Source organism: Pantoea coffeiphila (assembly GCF_016909495.1).
In the GTDB taxonomy this organism is placed as follows: Bacteria; Pseudomonadota; Gammaproteobacteria; order Enterobacterales; family Enterobacteriaceae; genus Erwinia; species Erwinia coffeiphila.
The window spans coordinates 160,994-178,920 of the sequence record NZ_JAFBFW010000008.1; the positions used below are offsets into that span (position 1 = coordinate 160,994).

At 56.3% G+C, this 17,927-nt stretch carries 15 protein-coding genes; 6 read left to right on the plus strand and 9 right to left on the minus strand.

The features are described 5' to 3' along the window. Nucleotides 1-93: 93 nt before the first annotated feature. Genes selB through fdnG form a run of 6 tightly spaced genes read right to left on the minus strand, consistent with a single transcriptional unit; the run spans nucleotide 94 to nucleotide 8,878 of the window. A complete protein-coding gene (gene selB / locus JOE09_RS22665; protein ID WP_205067422.1) occupies nucleotides 94-1,932 on the minus strand; it encodes a selenocysteine-specific translation elongation factor in 1,839 nt (612 codons plus the stop codon). Then, nucleotides 1,929-3,308, minus strand: a complete 1,380-nt coding sequence (gene selA / locus JOE09_RS22670; protein WP_205067423.1) for an L-seryl-tRNA(Sec) selenium transferase — start codon at nucleotides 3,306-3,308, stop codon at nucleotides 1,929-1,931. Before selA ends, selB begins: the two co-directional genes overlap by 4 nt. A gap of 58 nt (nucleotides 3,309-3,366) precedes the next feature. Then, nucleotides 3,367-4,293, minus strand: coding sequence for a formate dehydrogenase accessory protein FdhE (gene fdhE / locus JOE09_RS22675; protein WP_205067424.1), 927 nt, complete (start codon nucleotides 4,291-4,293; stop codon nucleotides 3,367-3,369). Then, nucleotides 4,293-4,943 (minus strand): formate dehydrogenase cytochrome b556 subunit, encoded by a 651-nt coding sequence (gene fdoI / locus JOE09_RS22680; RefSeq protein ID WP_205067425.1) that lies wholly within the window; start codon nucleotides 4,941-4,943, stop codon nucleotides 4,293-4,295. Before fdoI ends, fdhE begins: the two co-directional genes overlap by 1 nt. Beyond that, the gene (fdxH, locus tag JOE09_RS22685) at nucleotides 4,940-5,827 is read right to left on the minus strand and encodes a formate dehydrogenase subunit beta (RefSeq protein WP_205067426.1); all 888 of its coding nucleotides are present in this window, start codon (nucleotides 5,825-5,827) and stop codon (nucleotides 4,940-4,942) included. Before fdxH ends, fdoI begins: the two co-directional genes overlap by 4 nt. 3 nt (nucleotides 5,828-5,830) lie before the next feature. Next, nucleotides 5,831-8,878 carry a formate dehydrogenase-N subunit alpha gene (gene fdnG, locus JOE09_RS22690; RefSeq protein ID WP_205067427.1) on the minus strand — a complete coding sequence of 1,016 codons (3,048 nt, stop codon included), beginning with the start codon at nucleotides 8,876-8,878 and terminating at the stop codon, nucleotides 5,831-5,833. 183 nt (nucleotides 8,879-9,061) lie between these two features. On the opposite strand from fdnG, the gene fdhD reads away from it, so the two are divergent. Further along, nucleotides 9,062-9,847 (plus strand): formate dehydrogenase accessory sulfurtransferase FdhD, encoded by a 786-nt coding sequence (gene fdhD, locus JOE09_RS22695; RefSeq protein ID WP_338049384.1) that lies wholly within the window; start codon nucleotides 9,062-9,064, stop codon nucleotides 9,845-9,847. Nucleotide 9,848: 1 nt separating this feature from the next. Here fdhD and JOE09_RS22700 read toward each other — a convergent pair whose 3' ends face one another. Next, nucleotides 9,849-10,625, minus strand: coding sequence for a DeoR/GlpR family DNA-binding transcription regulator (locus JOE09_RS22700; RefSeq protein WP_205067429.1), 777 nt, complete (start codon nucleotides 10,623-10,625; stop codon nucleotides 9,849-9,851). A gap of 182 nt (nucleotides 10,626-10,807) precedes the next feature. Between JOE09_RS22700 and JOE09_RS22705 the strand changes: the two genes are divergently transcribed. From JOE09_RS22705 to JOE09_RS22720, 4 genes are all read left to right on the plus strand, one after another. Then, nucleotides 10,808-12,148: an aspartate aminotransferase family protein gene (locus tag JOE09_RS22705; protein ID WP_205067430.1), complete on the plus strand. Its 1,341-nt coding sequence runs from the start codon at nucleotides 10,808-10,810 to the stop codon at nucleotides 12,146-12,148. 249 nt (nucleotides 12,149-12,397) lie between these two features. Next, nucleotides 12,398-13,015, plus strand: coding sequence for a superoxide dismutase [Mn] (gene sodA / locus JOE09_RS22710; protein ID WP_105593634.1), 618 nt, complete (start codon nucleotides 12,398-12,400; stop codon nucleotides 13,013-13,015). Nucleotides 13,016-13,400: 385 nt separating this feature from the next. Then, nucleotides 13,401-14,906, plus strand: a complete 1,506-nt coding sequence (locus tag JOE09_RS22715) for an ATP-binding cassette domain-containing protein (protein ID WP_205067431.1) — start codon at nucleotides 13,401-13,403, stop codon at nucleotides 14,904-14,906. After that, nucleotides 14,903-15,904 carry an ABC transporter permease gene (locus JOE09_RS22720; RefSeq protein WP_105593636.1) on the plus strand — a complete coding sequence of 334 codons (1,002 nt, stop codon included), beginning with the start codon at nucleotides 14,903-14,905 and terminating at the stop codon, nucleotides 15,902-15,904. The genes JOE09_RS22715 and JOE09_RS22720 overlap by 4 nt, the downstream gene beginning before the upstream one ends. A gap of 64 nt (nucleotides 15,905-15,968) precedes the next feature. On the opposite strand, the gene JOE09_RS22725 is transcribed toward JOE09_RS22720, so the two are convergent. Beyond that, complete coding sequence (locus JOE09_RS22725; protein ID WP_205067432.1) at nucleotides 15,969-16,451, minus strand: FidL-like protein; 483 nt, start codon at nucleotides 16,449-16,451, stop codon at nucleotides 15,969-15,971. Continuing rightward, nucleotides 16,448-17,275, minus strand: a complete 828-nt coding sequence (locus JOE09_RS22730; protein WP_205067433.1) for a winged helix-turn-helix domain-containing protein — start codon at nucleotides 17,273-17,275, stop codon at nucleotides 16,448-16,450. Before JOE09_RS22730 ends, JOE09_RS22725 begins: the two co-directional genes overlap by 4 nt. 367 nt (nucleotides 17,276-17,642) lie before the next feature. On the opposite strand from JOE09_RS22730, the gene JOE09_RS22735 reads away from it, so the two are divergent. Then, nucleotides 17,643-17,903, plus strand: a complete 261-nt coding sequence (locus JOE09_RS22735) for a FaeA/PapI family transcriptional regulator (RefSeq protein ID WP_205067434.1) — start codon at nucleotides 17,643-17,645, stop codon at nucleotides 17,901-17,903. Nucleotides 17,904-17,927: the final 24 nt, after the last annotated feature.

Consider the following 17,927-nt stretch of genomic DNA (forward strand, 5'->3'; position numbering starts at 1 on the left):
ACTTTTATCCCACAACTTGCGAATGGTTTTTTTGTGGTCAATCAACTCAGGGGGACGTTACGGCAGCGGCATTTAAAATCGGTAAAGTACGATTTACAGAAACATTCCGCCATCGCGCAGCAGATGTTCATTGCCTTTACGGCGGGTAAAACCACTGCGGTCGAAAAATTCCAGAATCTGTATCGCCAGCTTGCGGCCAACGCCCAGGCGATCGCGAAAATCTGCGGCGCTGCTGCCCAGTCCTTCAGCATCACGCTGGCGAATAATGTCGGCAAAACGGGTTATCTGGCTGTGGCTGTAATAACGATCCTTCACGACGGCGACGATCAGCCCGCTTTGTGCCGCTTTGCGCAGCGCCTGCCGCATCACATCCTCCGGGCAGTTCAGCGCCAGGGCCAGGTCCCGCACCCAGCGGGCGTTATCGGTAAACAGCGGTTCAGCCCGCTGCCAGAGCGCGGCTTCCTGCGGCTCGAAGCGAATGGCAAAATCGGGTAAATGCAGCCAGCCCCGGCTATTCACCAGCCTGCCGCTGCCGATCAGTCCATCGATCAAACAGCCTGCCAGCGCAGAAGGCCGGTCGGGCAACGCCATGCGCCGCAGGCGATCGCGCCCCAGGCCTGGACGATCGCTATTGCTGCGGTGATAGTGTGTCATCTCGTCAAGCAGCCGCTGCTGCCAGTCCTGAATCATCTGCGGCAATATCATATGCCCGGCGATAATCTCCGGGCGCAGGCGGTAGTCCAGATTAACCAGCGCTTTTTCATGCAGCTGACGCGCCCAGCTCAGTTCCGACAGTGGCCGTGGGCGCTGCTGCAAATACAGAGCGATGATCTCAGCATCCTCCCGCGCCTGCTCTAACTGGTGCAGCCAGGCAAGAAACCCAGGCTGGCGCTTGCCGCGTTTCGGTGACGCCAGCAGCAGCACCCGCGCCGCTGCCAGCGTGTGTTTCGCGCCGATATCACGCAGGATCAGGCGATCGTTATCGGCCAGCCACAGCGGTGTGTCGAGCAGCAGCTCGGCCAGATTATCCGCCAGCAGCGACAGCCGCCCGGTGATATGGCGAGCACCGTGATGGAGATGCAGCGGCTGGCCCTGCCGCAGCGGCTGCTGCTGTTCCAACGCGACGATAACCCGCTCGCAGGGCGTTTCCGGTAGTACAGACAGCAGCCAGTCGCCGCGCGAAATCGCTGATTTTTCCACGCTGCCGGCAATATTCAGCGCCACCCGCTGCCCGCCGTGCGCCGTCTGGTTCGGCTGATTCTGCACGTGCAAACCGCGAACGCGGACTGCCTGATTCGCGCCGCTCAGCCACAGCGTATCGCCCACGCAGATCTCGCCAGACAGCGCGGTGCCGGTCACTACCAGCCCGGCCCCTTTGACGTTAAACACCCGATCGATAGCGAGACGAAACGGCCCCTTGCGACGGGACTTCCCGGCCGGCAGCTGGCGCAGATGATCCGCCAGTGCCGCGATGCCCTCACCGTTCAGTGTGCTGGTAGGAAACTGAGCAACCTGCTGCCAGCCCATCTGCTGAGTGAGGACATTGATCTGCTGCGCCACGTCAGCCAGTCGCTCGGCTTCCACGCTGTCGCTTTTGGTGATGGCCACGGTCAGCGGTGGCCGCCCGCCGAGCTGAAGGATAGCCAGATGTTCGCGCGTTTGCGGCATCACACCGTCATCGGCTGCGACCACCAGCAGGGCATGATCGATGCCGCCAATGCCGCTGAGCATATTGCTGAGAAATTTTTCGTGGCCGGGAACGTCAATAAAGCCGACGATCGCGCCATCCGGCTGCGGCCAGTAGACATAGCCAAGATCGATGGTCATGCCGCGCGATTTTTCTTCCGGCAGTCTGTCGGCATTCACGCCGGTCAGCGCCTGTAGCAGCGAGGTTTTACCGTGGTCAACGTGACCGGCGGTGGCAATAATCATGCACTTATCATCCTGATAAACAGTTCTTCGTCTTCCAGCGTGCGCAGATCGAGCCACAGAGAGCCGTCGTGAATGCGCCCGATCACCGGCACATCACCCTCACGCAGTTTGCGGGTGAGCGCCATCAGAGTGCTGCCGCTGCCGTCGCGAGGGGTCAGAGTCAGCGCCGTACCCGGCAGGCGCTCAATCGGCAGTGAGCCGCTGCCGATCTGCGAAGAGCAGGGTGCCAGCGCCACGCAGAACTGTTGCCCGCAGGCGGCTTCCACAGCGGGCAGCAGCCGCAGTCCCTGGGCATGAATATCCTGCCGGGTGCGGGTCAGGAATCTGAGCGTGGGCAGCTGTTCCGCCAGCTTATCCGGCTGACGATACAGCTGGAGCGTGGCTTCCAGCGCGGCGAGGGTGACTTTATCCACCCGCAGCGCGCGCTTCAGCGGATGCTGCTGCAGGCGTTCGATAAGCGCTTTTTTGCCGATGATGATCCCGGCCTGCGGCCCGCCCAGCAGCTTATCACCGGAAAAGCTGACCAGGCTGACACCGGCTGCAATCAGCCGCTGCGGCATCGGTTCTTCGGGTAAGCCATGCTGGCTGAGATCGATCAGCGAACCGCTGCCCAAATCAACCACCACCGGCAGGCCAGATTCCTCCCCGAGCGCGATCAGTTCCGCTTCGCTGACGGCCCTGGTAAAGCCCTGAATCTGATAATTGCTGGTGTGCACCTTCATCAGCAGCGCGGTGTCTTCCCCAATCGCCTGGCGGTAATCTTTCAGATGGGTGCGGTTGGTGGTGCCCACTTCGCGCAGAGTACAACCCGCCTGAGTCATCACATCCGGGATGCGGAAAGCGCCGCCGATTTCCACCAGCTCACCGCGTGAGACGATCACCTGTTTACCCGGTGCCAGCGCGGCCAGCATCAGCAGCACCGCCGCCGCATTGTTATTGACGATGCAGGCGTCCTCCGCGCCGGTAAGCTGGCACAGCAGATCGGCCAGCGCCCTATCGCGGTGGCCGCGCCCGGCATCATCCAGCGAATACTCGAGGGTCACGGGGGATCGCATCGCCCTGGTGGCAGCGGCAACGGCGGTTTCAGCCAGCTGCGCGCGGCCAAGGTTGGTGTGCAAAACCGTACCGCTGAGGTTCAGCACCGGACGCAGCCCGCAGCGGCTCTGATGATGCAGCAGACTGCGGGCATGGCTTGCCCAGTCCTGGCTCCAGGCAGGGAGCTGCTGATGCTGCCGGATATGCTCACGTGCGCTTTGCTGCATCTCACGCAGGATGGCGACCAGCCTGACGTGGCCCCATTTACCGGAAAGCACCTGCATCGCGGACTGGCGCAGCAGGCTGTCTATGGACGGAAGCTGATGGAACAGATTACTCACGGTTAGTCGTCACCTCATCCCTGCGGAGCGGAAAAAAATTGCCGGCCGTCTTCATGGCTTACTCCCCGGGAAACAGGAACGGATTCAGGCTGCTGCGGGCAAAACCCTCCTGCTCCATCCGCGCGTCAAGGATCAGCGAGGCGAGATCGTCGGCAACCGGTTCCACGGCCGGATCTTTTTCCTGGTAAAGCATTTTCAGGTAGGTCCCGCAGTCGCCGCAGCTTTCGGTTTTAATCGCGGCAGTTTCGCTATCCAGCGACCAGTAGTGCAGGTCTCGCGTTTGCTCGCAGTTGCTGCACTTCGCCCGCACCACGTGCCATTCGCTTTCGCACAGGTTGCAGTGAAGGTAGCGCAAGCCGTCTTTGTGGCTGCCCATATGGATTACGCTGGCAACCGGCACGCTGGCACACACCGGGCAAAACTGGCGCTGTTCGCCCGATTCAGCTCTGGCTTTACCGGGGATCAACGCCGCCATCTGCGCCCAGTAGATCGATAGCGCCGCCCAGATAAACGGCGCCTTATCGCTGCTCACCTGGGCGAAGTCGTGAGCCAGCAGCGCCCCGGCCATTTGCTCCAGTTCGCTGGCAGAGGCTTTTTCCAGATTCTCCAGTACCGACAATGCAGGCCCGCTCATCTCCGGCTTCAGTTCGGCGATCAGCGAATGCAGCATCTGCTGCCAGTGGGCATCGCGCGGCAGCGTGGCGGTATCCAGCGGCGGTTTGCCGAGGCGGGCACTCTCTTCCAGCCGCGCCTGTAGATCCATCCGCAGCGGATGATCGTAGAGGACGATCTCCTGCGCGGCGGCGATAACCGCCGCAAAGCGCAGATAGTCGCCCAGTGGATTCTTCTCCGCCAGCTGCCGCAAACGGGCAGCCCGGCGGCTGTACAGGTGTTTCAGCTGAGGGAAAAGTAACGGCGGGATGCCCCCCGCCGGGTTACTTTTTTCCTTCTCCAGCCGGTCCTGCGGAATAATTCTAATCGTCATCAGGGACCTTTATCGTGTTGTCGCGGTGGGTTTTGCTGCTCGCGTAGCGATCGATACCAGCGCGGATGATGCCGTTTAGCCCAGCTTACGCTAACCCAGCCTTCGACCATGGCGGTTATCGTCCCTTTCACCCACAGTGCCGCATAAACGTGCACCATAATCACCACGATCAGCACAACGGCCGAGACAGAATGCACCACCAGCGCCAGCCGGATCAGCGGGATGCTGAAGTAGCCAGCGAACCAGGGACGCCAGATCGCCACGCCGCTTAACAGCAGCAGCACTAAACTGAGGATCGCTGCCCAGAATACGCACTTCTGACCAAAATTATAGCGCCCGGTATCTCCCACCTCTTCGTTTTGGGCAATTTTATGGATGTTTTTTGCCCACAGGATGTCGTTTCGCTCCAGCAAATTGTGCCGCCAGTAGCGGAAAAACATCAGCAGGAAAGCCACAAACATCACTACGCCTATAAAGGGATGCAGGATACGCGCCAGCTGCGGCGTGCCCATGATCTGCATCAACCAGTTAAACGACGGGAAGAAGAATCCCAGGCCGCTCACCGCGGCCAGAACAAAGCAGATGGCCACCAGCCAGTGATTAATACGCTCCGGGGCGCTGTAGCGCTGAATTCGCTGCGGCTTTTTCATGGCTGTTCCTCCTCCTCATCATCATCTTCTTCAACACGGTTAGGTCCGATACCGACATAGTGGAATACCGAAGCGGCAAAGGTGGCGGCAAAACCAATCGCCGCCAGCGGTTTCCAGACGCCTTTCCAGAAAGTCACCGCCGGACTGATCGCCGGGTTCTGCGGCAAACCGTGATAAAGCTGCGGCCTGTCGGCATGATGCAGCACGTACATCACGTGCGTACCGCCCACGCCTTCGGGGTCGTATAGCCCGGCGTGCTGATAGCCGCGCCCCTGCAGCTCACCCACGCGCTCGGCCGCCAGCGTTTTCATATCCTCTTTGCTGCCAAAGTGGATCGCGCCGGTTGGGCAGGTTTTCACACAGGCGGGCTCCTGCCCGACGTTAACCCGGTCGACACAAAGCGTGCATTTGTAGGCACGGTTGTCCTTCGGGTTGATGCGCGGCACGTTGAACGGGCAGCCGGCAATGCAGTAGCCGCAGCCAATGCACTGCTCCGACTGAAAATCGACGATGCCGTTGGCATACTGAATAATTGCCCCCTCGGACGGGCAGGCCTTCAGGCAGCCGGGATCGGCACAGTGCATGCAGCCGTCCTTACGGATCAGCCATTCCAGCCGGTTATTCTCTTCCACTTCAGAGAAGCGCATCACCGTCCATGACTGCGCGGACAGATCGGCAGGGTTGTCATACACCCCGACGTTGCTGCCCACCTCGTCGCGCAAATCGTTCCACTCGGAGCAGGCCACCTGACAGGCTTTGCAGCCGATACAGGTGGTAACGTCGATCAGCTTGGCCACTTCCTGCTGATGGTCCCGCGCACGTGGCGCGGGGGTGAGGTCGTTGGTAGCAGAGCGGCGGACAATGTCCTGAGATTGATAAGCCATCGTTTACACCTTCTCCACGTTGACCAGGAACGCCTTAAATTCCGGCGTTTGCGTATTGGCATCGCCGACGAACGGCGTCAGGGTATTCGCCAGGAACCCCTTCTTCGCCACGCCGGTAAAGCCCCAGTGCAGCGGGATACCGATGGTGTCGACCGTTTTGCCGTCGACCATCAGCGGCCGCAGGCGTTTGGTCACCACAGCCACGGCTTTGATGTAGCCACGGTTAGAGCTGACCTTCACCCAGTCCCCTTTGGCAATGCCCAGCTTCTCCGCCAGCACTTCACCGATTTCGATAAACTGCTCCGGCTGCGCAATGGCGTTAAGCCGCGCATGCTTGGTCCAGTAGTGGAAATGCTCGGTGAGGCGGTACGTTGTTCCGACGTACGGGAACTCCGCCGCCGTGCCCATCGCCTTCAGATCGTCGGTAAAGACGCGTGCCGCCGGGTTTGAAATCACCGAAGGATGCAGCGGGTTAGTGCCGATCGGCGTTTCAAACGGCTCGTAGTGTTCCGGGAACGGCCCCTCGGCCATTTTGTCGAGAGCAAACAGACGCCCCAGCCCTTCCGCCTGCATGATAAACGGCCCGGCCTCGCTGCCCGGCGGAGCCGTGCCGTAGTCGGCAACGTCCTGCCCGCTCCATTTTGCGCCATCCCAGTGGAGCAGCTGGCGCTCAGGGTCCCACGCTTTCCCCTGCGGGTCGGCAGAGGCACGGTTATAGAGGATGCGGCGGTTAAGCGGCCACGCCCAGCTCCAGTTCGGCGTATTGCCCAGACCGGACGGATCGCTGTTATCGCGTCGTGCCATCTGGTTGCCTTCCGGCGTCCAGCTGCCGGCAAAGATCCAACAGCCGCTGGCCGTCGTGCCGTCGGCACGCAGCTGTGCAAAGCTGCTGAGCTGCTGGCCTTTTTTCACCAGTACGGTGCCTTTGTCGTCGACCAGATCGACCAGCGCGCGGCCGTTGCTCTCCTGCGCGACCTCTTCCGATGCCGGTGAATCCGGCGTCAGGTAATCCCAGGTCATGTTCAGCACCGCCTCCGGCAGTGCGCCGCCTTCGCTGGCGTAGAGCTTGCGCAGACGCGAGTAGATACCGGCCAGGATTTCACCATCGTTGTGCGCTTCACCCGGACCGTCCGCCGCCTTCCAGTGCCACTGCAGCCAGCGCGCCGAGTTGACGATCGATCCGTCTTCTTCTGCAAAGCAGGTTGACGGCAGGCGGAACACTTCCGTCTGGATATCAGCCGGATGCACATCGTTAAACTCGCCGTGGGACTGCCAGAAGGTCGAGGTTTCGGTGTTTAGCGGATCGATAACCACCAGGAATTTCAACTTCGACAGCGACTCGCTGACTTTCTTTTTATGCGGGAACGAGGCCAGCGGGTTAAAGCCCTGGCACAGATAGCCGTTCACTTCGCCACGGTGCATCATGTCGAAGTAGCGCAGCACGTCGTAGCCTTTATCCCACTTCGGCAGCCAGTCAAAGCCCCAGTTGTTTTCCGCCTGCGCTTTATCGCCCCACCAGGACTTCATCAGGCTGATAAAGAACTTGGGATAGTTGCCCCAGTAGTTCACCTGGCCCGGCAGCAGCGCTTTTGGCGTGTTGGCATCCAGATAAGCGGGCAGCGTAGCCTGTTTGTCGGAAGGCAGGTTCATATAGCCAGTCAGGCTCTGCGACAGCAGGCCAAGGTCGGTTAATCCCTGAATATTGGAGTGGCCGCGCAGGGCGTTAATGCCGCCGCCCGCCATACCCATGTTGCCAAGCAGCAGCTGGATCATCGCCATAGTTCGGATGTTCTGCGCACCCACCGAGTGCTGCGTCCAGCCCAGGGCATAGAGGAAGGTCGCGGTACGATCGCGGGCGCTGGTCTCTGCCAGCATTTGGCAGACTTTCAGGAAATCCGCTTTCGGCGTGCCGCAGATGCGCTCCACGATTTCAGGCGTATAGCGGCTGACGTGCGTTTTCAGCAGGTTCCACACGCAGCGGGGGTGCTGTAGCGTAGGATCGCGCAGAGCATAGCCCTCGCCATCCAGCTGATAGTTCCAGCTGCTCTTATCGTAGCTGCGTGTTTCCGGGTCATAGCCGCTAAACAGGCCGTCTTCAAAGCTGAAGTCTTCCCGCACCAGCAGGCTGGCATTGGTGTAGGACGCGACGTATTCATGCTGGACGGTATCGTGTTCGATCAGGTAACGCAGAACGCCGGACAGGAAGGTAATATCGCTGCCGGAACGGATAGGCGTATAGAAATCAGCGACCGACGCGGTTCGTGTGAAGCGCGGATCGATGACAATAAGTTTGGCGTTGTTATGGATTTTGGCTTCCATCGCCCAGCGGAATCCCACCGGATGCGCTTCAGCGGCGTTGCCACCCATGACAATAATCAGATTCGCATTGCGGATGTCGACCCAGTGATTGGTCATCGCACCGCGACCGAACGTAGGAGCAAGACTTGCTACCGTAGGTCCGTGTCAGACGCGCGCCTGGTTATCGACGGCAAGCATGCCGAGCGAGCGGGTGATTTTTTGCGTCAGATAGCCGGTTTCATTGCTGGAGGCGGAAGCGCACAGCATGCCGGTACTCAGCCAGCGGTTAACCGTGACGCCGTCTTCATTGCGGGCAATAAAGTTGGCATCGCGATCGTCCTTCATCAGGCGGGCAATGCGATCGTAAGCTTCATCCCAGCTGATGCGCTGCCAGCTGTCGGAGCCGGGTGCGCGATATTCGGGATATTTCAGGCGGCTGTCGCTGTGAATGTAATCCAGCAGGCCAGCCCCTTTCGGGCAAAGGGCACCGCGGTTAACCGGATGGTCCGCGTCGCCTTCAATGTGAAATATTGACTGTTTGGCATTTTTTGCGCCATCGCCCATGCTGTAAATCAGCAGGCCGCAGCCAACGGAACAGTAGGTGCAGGTGTTGCGGGTTTCACGAGCGCGTAACAGTTTGTACTGGCGGCTCTCCGCCAGCGCGGCAGTCGGGACAAATCCCAGAGCGGCAGCCGTGGTGCCTGCCATCCCTCCCGCGCAGATTTTAAAAAAACGTCTTCTGCTGACATTCATCGCATTCTTCCTGTATCGATGTTGCTCAATTTTTTTTGCGGCGCTTCCTTCAGAGGTTCACAATTGCCTCAGTTTAAACGCATGCGGTCGCAATGTTACCACATTAACCGTGTGGTTGTTGGTTAAGGATAAAACAGATTGAGCGAAAAACAGCACAATATCGACACAAAATCGGCAGAGGTTATCGGGGCCGGTTTAGCTGAGGTGTGGCCACGAGACAGCCTGCAGCATTCCCGTTCGGACTGGCTGGCGGAAGAGGTTCCGGTGGCGCTGGTGTATAACGGCATCTCCCACGTCGTGATGATGGCCACGCCGAAAGATCTGGAAGCATTCGCCATAGGTTTCTCGTTATCAGAAGGGATTATCAGCAGCCCGACGGAGATTTATGGCATCGATATTCAGCCCGCCTGCGAAGGGATTGAAGTGCACGTTGAGCTGTCCAGCCGCCGCTTTATGGGGCTGAAAGAACGCCGCCGGGCGATGGCCGGGCGGACCGGATGCGGCGTCTGCGGCGTGGAGCAGCTGGAAGAGATCGGCAAGCCCATCGACGCTCTGCCGTTCAGCCAGACCTTTAACCTCGACCATCTTGATACTGCCCTGCGCCAGTTGGGTGACTTCCAGCCGGTAGGCCAGCTGACCGGCTGCACCCATGCTGCCGCCTGGATACAGCCTGACGGTAATTTAACCGCCGGTTGTGAAGACGTTGGCCGCCACGTGGCGCTGGATAAACTGCTTGGCCTGCGCAGCCGGGCGGACTGGGGTGCGGGCGCAGTGCTGGTGTCCAGCCGCGCCAGCTATGAGATGGTGCAGAAGGCCGCAATGTGCGGCGTGGAGATCCTGTTTGCCGTCTCCGCCGCCACCCGACTGGCGGTTGAGGTGGCACAGCGCAGCAACCTGACGCTGGTCGGCTTCAGCAAGCCCGGCCGCGCGATGGTATATACCCATCCACAGCGGCTGATCGGCAGCTGATTTACACCAGTAAAACCTGCGGAAGTTTCTGCTGTAGGGCCGCCAGTGCAGGCAGCGTGGCGGCACCCTGATCGCTGATTAGCGTACCGATCTGCTGGACGCTGGCGTAGTTTATGCGGCTGCTGATGCCGATTTTTGTGTGGTCGGCCAGCAGGATCAGCCCGCCGGACTGTTCTGTCATCGCTCTGGCGATGGCCGCCTCATGCGGATGGAAGCTGCTGGCCCCCTGCCTGGCGTCCACGCCCACCGGCGACAGCAGCGCCAGATCGGCACGATAACGATAAATTTCACTGACCGTCAGCTCACCGCGCGTCTCCTGCGCCCCCGCCCGCATGCTGCCGCCCAGCAGGATCACCTCGTTGTTCAGCGTCTCGTGTTCTTCCGCTGCACTGAGCTTTAGCGCGGCATTCAGGCTGTTGGTGATAATCGTCAGGCCGGACATCGAACGCAGTTCTTCGGCCAGCATGGTGGTGGTGCTGCCCGCATCAATAAACAGGGTCTGCCCGGGCTGTAAAAGCTGCACTGCCGCTCGGGCAATCGCGCGCTTTTCTTTTGCCATGGAGGCACTGCGCACGGTCAGCGGCGGTTCCGGTGCGGCGTCCAGGGCGACCAGGCCGCCGTGTACCCGGCGCGCCATGCCCTGCGCTTCCAGCTCAATAATGTCACGACGGGCCGTTTCCCGGGAGATACCCAGCTCTTTAATGATTCGCTCGGTACTCACCTGATTCAGCGTACTGAGCAGCGCGCGGATGCGATGTAAGCGTGTTTCCTGCAGCATAATTCTGATTTCCTGACGATAACTCACCGTCATAGCCTAACTGACAATGCGGTACTCTGCATGTGTATTTTATTGCGTTTGTGTATTTTGTTGCATTTGTCGAAAAAGTTGCCATGATAATCCCCAGACATCACTGAATGCCTGCCGCCGGGCAAACCTCATTTTTGTAACGGGAGCAATCAATGGCTACACGTTCAACCATCATGGATACCAATAGTTTTCGAGCCGAGCACGCTGACGGGCTGGATGCCGACGTGCGTAAACTGACCGATAAGCGCAGCAAAGTGCTGGGCGAATCCTACCGCCTGTTCTACCGCAAGCCGGTGCATCTGGTGAAAGGTAAGGGACAGTATCTGTGGGATGCGGCGGGAAACAAATATCTCGACGTTTACAATAACGTTGCCAGCATTGGCCACTGCCATCCGGCGGTGATTGATGCGGTGTATCAGCAGATGCAGCAGCTGAATACCCACACCCGATATCTGCACGAATCGATCCTTGATTACTCCGACCAGCTGCTCGCCACCGCACCGGCCGCCGTCGACCGCGCCATGTATATGTGTACCGGTTCGGAGGCCAACGATCTGGCAATCCGTATTGCGCGTTCATACAGCGGCGGTACTGGCATTATCGTCAGTCAGGAAGCCTATCACGGTACCAGCGATCTGACTTCCGGCGCTTCTCCGGCGCTGGGTAGCGGGCAGCCGCTGGCAGCAACCACCCGTCTGGTGCCGCCGCCGGATCATTATCGCGTTAATAGCCCCGATCTCGGGGCCTGGTTCGCCGCTGAAATTCAGAAGCAGATCGACGATATGGCCGCGCACGGCATCAAGTTCGCCGGCTTCCTTGCCGATTCCATCTTCTCCTCCGACGGCGTGCTGCCGGGGCCAAGAGGCTTCCTGAAGCAGGCCGTTGACGTGGTGCATAAGAACGGCGGTATCTTTATTGCCGATGAGGTCCAGCCGGGCTTCGCTCGTACCGGTGATACCTTCTGGGGCTTCGCCCGCCACGACGTCGTGCCGGATGTGATCACCACCGGTAAGCCGATGGGCAACGGGATTCCGGTTTCCGGCCTGCTGGCCAAAAGTGATGTGCTGGCCGCGTTCAGTGACGATATTCCTTACTTCAATACCTTTGGCGGCAACCCGGTGGCGATGGCCGCAGCGCAGGCGGTGCTGAAGGTGATTGAAGAAGAAAAGCTACAGGAACACAGCCGCGTGGTGGGTGCGAAACTGTTGGCGGAACTGTTAACGCTGAAAGATAAGTATGAGTGCGTGGGCGACGTGCGCGGTGCCGGGTTGTTTATCGGTTTTGAACTGGTGACGGATAAAGTCAGCAAAACCCCGAACAAGCCGCTGGCGCTGGACGTTACCGAAATGCTGCGCGACAACCATGTTCTGACTTCAGTAGCCGGGCCTTACGGCAATGTGCTGAAGCTGCGCCCACCGTTGGCATTCCAGGAAAGCGACATCGACTGGCTGGTCGGTGCGCTGGACAAGTCGCTGGCGGCGCTCACCCGCTAGTTTGCCGCTCTGCTGGCCGGGTTAAACCGGCCAGATCCCCCGCCTGCCGGGTTAAATTTTCCTTAGATCATTTCATTGTAACCCTGCGGCGAAATGCTATAACCCGTGCATCTCAGCTGCTGTGAACGATACCCTTACTTTGTTCGGGGCATTGATAACCCTTTTCCCGATCATTTATTTAACTATAATGATCCGACTGCTTACCCGGTGCCGTACTGGTGCCCCCTGATATTAATGGAGATGATGAACATGAGTTATTCACTACCATCCCTGCCTTACGCATACGATGCGCTGGAACCCCATTTCGACAAGCAGACGATGGAAATCCATCACACCAAACACCACCAGGCTTACGTTAACAACGCTAACGCAGCGCTGGAAGGCACTGAATTCGCTAACCTGCCTGTTGATGAACTGATCGCTAAACTGGACCAGCTGCCAGCGGATAAGAAAGGCCCACTGCGTAACAACGCCGGTGGCCACTCTAACCACAGCTTCTTCTGGAAAGGTCTGAAAACCGGCACCACGCTGGGCGGCGATCTGAAAGCGGCTATCGAAAAAGATTTCGGTAGCGTTGACGCATTCAAAGCTGAATTCGAAAAAGCAGCAACCACTCGTTTCGGTTCAGGCTGGGCGTGGCTGGTTAAGAAGGGCGACAAGCTGGCGGTAGTTTCTACTGCTAACCAGGACAGCCCGCTGATGGGTGAAGCGATCTCCGGTGCATCCGGTACGCCAATCATCGGTCTGGACGTGTGGGAACACGCTTACTACCTGAAATATCAGAACAAACGCCCTGACTACATCAAAGCATTCTGGGATGTGGTTAACTGGGATCAGGCTGCTGCCCTGTTCGCTGCTGCGAAGTAATTTGCCGCAGGCGTGATAAAAGCCGGTGACGCGATGCGTTGCCGGTTTTTTTATGCCAATACTGAGCCTGACGCTTCCTGCTTCCTGCTTCCTGCTTCCTGCTTCCTGCTTCCTGCTTCCTGCTTCCTGCTTCCTGCTTCCTGCTTCCCACACGTATCCTTTCATTCAAACGAATGCAAACATTTATAAATGCTGACTAATTGTATTTATTTGATTTTACATGCTGAGAATCATCTATCGACCAGCGCTTAATTCCGTTATATATGGACATCTGGATGGCTAATAAGATTTTGTGTTAGCTTATGCTCTTTCGTTTGTTGCCTGCCGTGATAATTCATTAAAAAATGCAGCGCACCCTTATTGATTAGCCAGAGAATACACGCCTGTGACCGCGCAAAATCGCCTTGAAATGCGCCATATCTCCATCGCTTTTGGCGGTTTTATGGCACTCAAATCGGTGGACCTCACCCTCGAGGGACACTCTGTTCACGCACTGACCGGCGCTAACGGAGCCGGTAAATCAACACTGATGGCCGTTCTCTCAGGTGCATACGATCATTTTACCGGTGAAATTCTGCTCGACGGCCAACCGGTGACTATTCGATCCCCGCGTGATGCCAAACAGCTGGGCATTCATCTGGTCCAGCAGGAAGTGGATGTGGCGCTGGTTCCCGGCTTAAGCGTGGCGGAAAACATCATGCTGGACCGGCTGGCCGAAGGCGGCCAGCTGTATCGCTGGGGTGCCATGCGCCGCCAGGCCCGTGCGCTGCTGGAACAGCTGGATGTGCAGATAGATGTCCGCCGTAAGGTTGAGCACTGCACGCTGGCGGAAAAACAGCAGATTTTACTGGCCCGTGCGCTATCGCATCACTGCCGCTTCCTTATTCTGGACGAACCAACGGCACCGCTCGACCAGCATGAAAGCGAGCGCCTGTTTGCAGTGGTTCGTCGGCTACAGGACAGCGGGATTGGCGTGGTGTTTATCTCGCACCGCATTCACGAACTGAAGGCTATCTGCGATCGCCTGACGGTGCTGCGCGATGGTGAGCTGATTGAAAGCGGACCGATGCAGGATCTGAGCGGTGAGCAGATTGTGGAAAAAATGCTGGGCCACCAGTTGGACGACATCTATCCACCGCGCCGTCCGCCGTTCAGCGAGGAGATCCTGCTGCATATCGACGGCCTGCACGATGAACAGCTGCTGAAGGATATTACGCTGACGCTTCGGAAAGGTGAGATCCTGGGCATTGCCGGGCTGGCGGGCGCTGGGAAAACAGAGCTATGCAAGGCGCTGTTTGGTGCCAGCGCAAGCCGGGTTACGCGGGGAGAGCTGCACGGTAAACCGTGGAAGCCTTCTTCTCCCCATGCTGCCGTTGAAAAGGGCATGGCGCTCATCCCCGAGGAGCGGCGCAAAGAGGGTATTTTTATCGATGAATCGGTGGTGATGAATCTTAGCGTCAGCGCCGACAATAGTTTTTCTCGCTGGAGCCTGTTTGGCCACCGCCAGGCGTGGCGCTGGGCGGAAGAGGTCATTAGCAAACTGGGGATTCGTACCACCGGCCCACGACAAACGCTGCGCCGCCTGTCCGGCGGTAACCAGCAGAAAGTGGCGATTGGTAAATGGCTGCGAAACGATGCCGACGTGCTGATTTTCGACGAGCCGACAAAGGGCGTTGATATCAAAGCAAAAACAGACCTGTTTGAACTGATCGACGGACTGGCTCGCCAGGGAAAAGGGGTGATTTATGCCTCCGGCGAATTTGCCGAGCTGGTCGGGCTTTGCGACCGCATCTGCGTACTGTGGGACGGGCGCATTGTGGCCGAAATGGCCGCCAACGAGACTGACGAAGAAACACTTTTACTTTATTCGACCGGAGGAACACCTGCGTGAGCAGCAAAGAAATTTCCCTCAAGCCGACAGCATCTGTCCGGCACCAGCTGTTTGATTTTCTCTATAAGTGGGGAATGTTGCTGACGGTAGCGGCGCTGATTATCGGTTTTGGCCTGGCATCAGACAGCTTCCTGGAACCGAGTAACATCATCAATATTCTGCGATCTATCGCTATCGTGACGGTGATTGCGATTGGCGTATCAATATCGCTGACTATCGGCGGTTTTGATCTCTCCGTCGGCTCAACCGCATCGCTGGCCAACTCGCTGGTGATCTCCTTCTTCGTCTGGTACGGGTTTGGCCCCACGGCGGCGATTGCACTGACGCTGCTGCTCTGTACGTTGGTTGGCTTGTTTAATGCCTTTATGATCGTCGTGCTGAAGATCCCTGACATGCTGGCCACGCTCGCCAGCCTGTTTGTGGTGCAGGGTGTGGCGATGACCTACAGCTTTGGCGGCTCCATTACCGAAAACATGGTGTTACCAAGCGGTGATATGGCCGAAGGCACCATTCCGGCGGTGTTCTCGCTGCTGGGTCAGGTGCCGATTATCGTTATCGTGATGTTGGTGGTGACGGTACTCGCGCAGCTGCTGCTCTCACTGACCAAGCACGGGCGCCGCATGTACGCCATCGGCGGCAATCCTGAGGCAGCGCGCCTGTCCGGTATCCGTACCAATCGCTATCGCGTGGTGGCGTACGTTATCGCCTCGCTGCTGGCCGGGCTGGGTGGCATTCTGCTGGCTTCCCGTATCGGTTCTTCGCAGGTTAACGCCGGTGGTGGGTACTTAATGGATGCCGTTGCCGCAGCGTGGATTGGGCTTTCTCTGGCCGGTGCCGGGAAGCCAAACGCGCTGGGAACCCTACTTGGTGCGGTGATCCTCGGCGTGCTGCAAAACGGTCTGGTGATGCTGTCCGTTCCCTACTACGCCATGGATATTATTAAAGGCCTGGTACTGGCGGTAGCGCTGGCAATAACCTACGTTCAGCGCCGGCAGTAGTTGCCGAGCACCCCTCTTCATTCAGATAAAACGGTTTATGTGCCCTGCGCAATAAGCCGTTTTTTCATTCATCATTGCAAACATACAGCGGAGTCGTCAGCCCTGAAACCAGCCATGCATCGTCATTAAATCGCGTCAGATACAGGATGAAGGATTTGCTCTTCATCAGATTACGGTAAAACACCTCATCCGGAGCCGTATCTGTTTGACTGACGTTACTCTGCTCCCAGGTCAGTTCAAGTGCGTGGTTTTCAGGATGATAGCGATAATCCATTAACAGCGTTCTGCTCAGTATGAAACGCCCCTCAGGCGCCACCAGACGGCCGGTATAAAGTAATGCCAGACGTTTGCTGCCCAATGTTGTCAGGCTCAGACGCCCCTCCATATGTGCCAATGCATCAGGCTGTCTTATCTCAATATCCACCTTTGCACTACAGGAGAGCACCAGTTTATCCTCAGCAAAGTCGGCATTTTTTTTGCCCTGGATGGTAATGCCTCCCACAGTGACAACCAGAATAACAAAGCAGAAAAGAAGTATTTTCTTCATGGTTTTTGTATGGTTAGTGAAAGATAGTTCTCACATTTCGATTTATTATCTCTCTGATCGGAGAAACATTGCACAAGAAAAGTGGCCTGCTGATTATGTTCGGCGTCGTTTATAAATTGAGTCGCCTTCAGATAAATGCGACTCCTTTTATTAATACAGTTAATATTTTTTTCATTAATGATTTTCTTAACGATATTCATTTTATTCTTATCAACAATTCTGTCACCTGATTCTAAATCAACAACATGGCACAGCCCGACTGAAGAAAATGCGCTTTTATCACTGGATAAAAAACCATCCTGAAATTGAAATTTTATAATAACCAACGAGAACAAAATAACTGCCAGAGTAATGAAGTTGATATTAAAAATTTCCCTCCTGATGAAAGTATTTATGAAGCATCGAAATCTTCTTAAATTACCTTCTCTGGTATCAGGCTGTAATTCTGCAACATTCTCTACTTCTTCAATTTTTTCCTGTTGTTCACACTGGCTTTCACCGACTATCAACACCTCAGCATCAAGCCTGAATCCCTCTCTTGGAGAGGTAATAATGATATCCTCTAATCCCAGCTGCGAAAAAATCTTTCTCAGAAAACTGATATGATTACTGAGGTTGTTGCTGGAGGGAATTAACCCGTGATTCCCCCAAACATTTTGTAGCAACTCATCACGCGTCAACGTCATACCTGAATGAGTAACTAGTTCATTTAAAAGCCTGCAGCCAGGTTTTGAAAGCTGTATCGGAATATTTTCACCATCTAACAGAATCAGTATTCCAACGCAAGCATCAAATTCTACCAAATCATTTATCAAGTATTTCATTAGGTATCTTTATGTGAGGGTTCATTGATACATGTATGAATATCATTTCCTTTAAGATAAAAACGATCTCACCCGACATCTTTAACTCCTTATTAATAATAACCATTCACTTAATCGTTAGGCTTTTAAGTCATGCCATATCTTAATTTTGCGAGTTAATATTCTTAACAACTAAGATTTACAACGAAAAAACAGGATATTATGCTAATATAATTTATTAAAATGGATTTTTATTATGTAATTTTTAACTAATTGATATTAAGTTTTGATTTCTGACAACAAAAGTTATCATTGAGCCACTTGATTATCAGGGGGTTTGTTTTTTATTAATCGGCAGGAGCCGGGTTTACTAAGAAGGAGTTATAAAATGATTGAATCCACCAGGGGTTTTCAAAGAGCAACATCCGTTGAGCGTGTTATCAATGCACTTCATGATTTTTTTAAAGAAAGTGATTCAAATGATGATGCCACGGCATATGCCAGTACCAGAGATATCGCCGACAGATCTGAACTCAGCATCTATAATGCACGGCATATTTTAATCAAGCTGGAAAAAGAAGGCGTTATTACTTCCGTTAAGCAGCGGAAGAGTCTTTACTGGAATAAAACCGACTCATTCACGGATTAACTCAAACATAAAATGACGCATTCA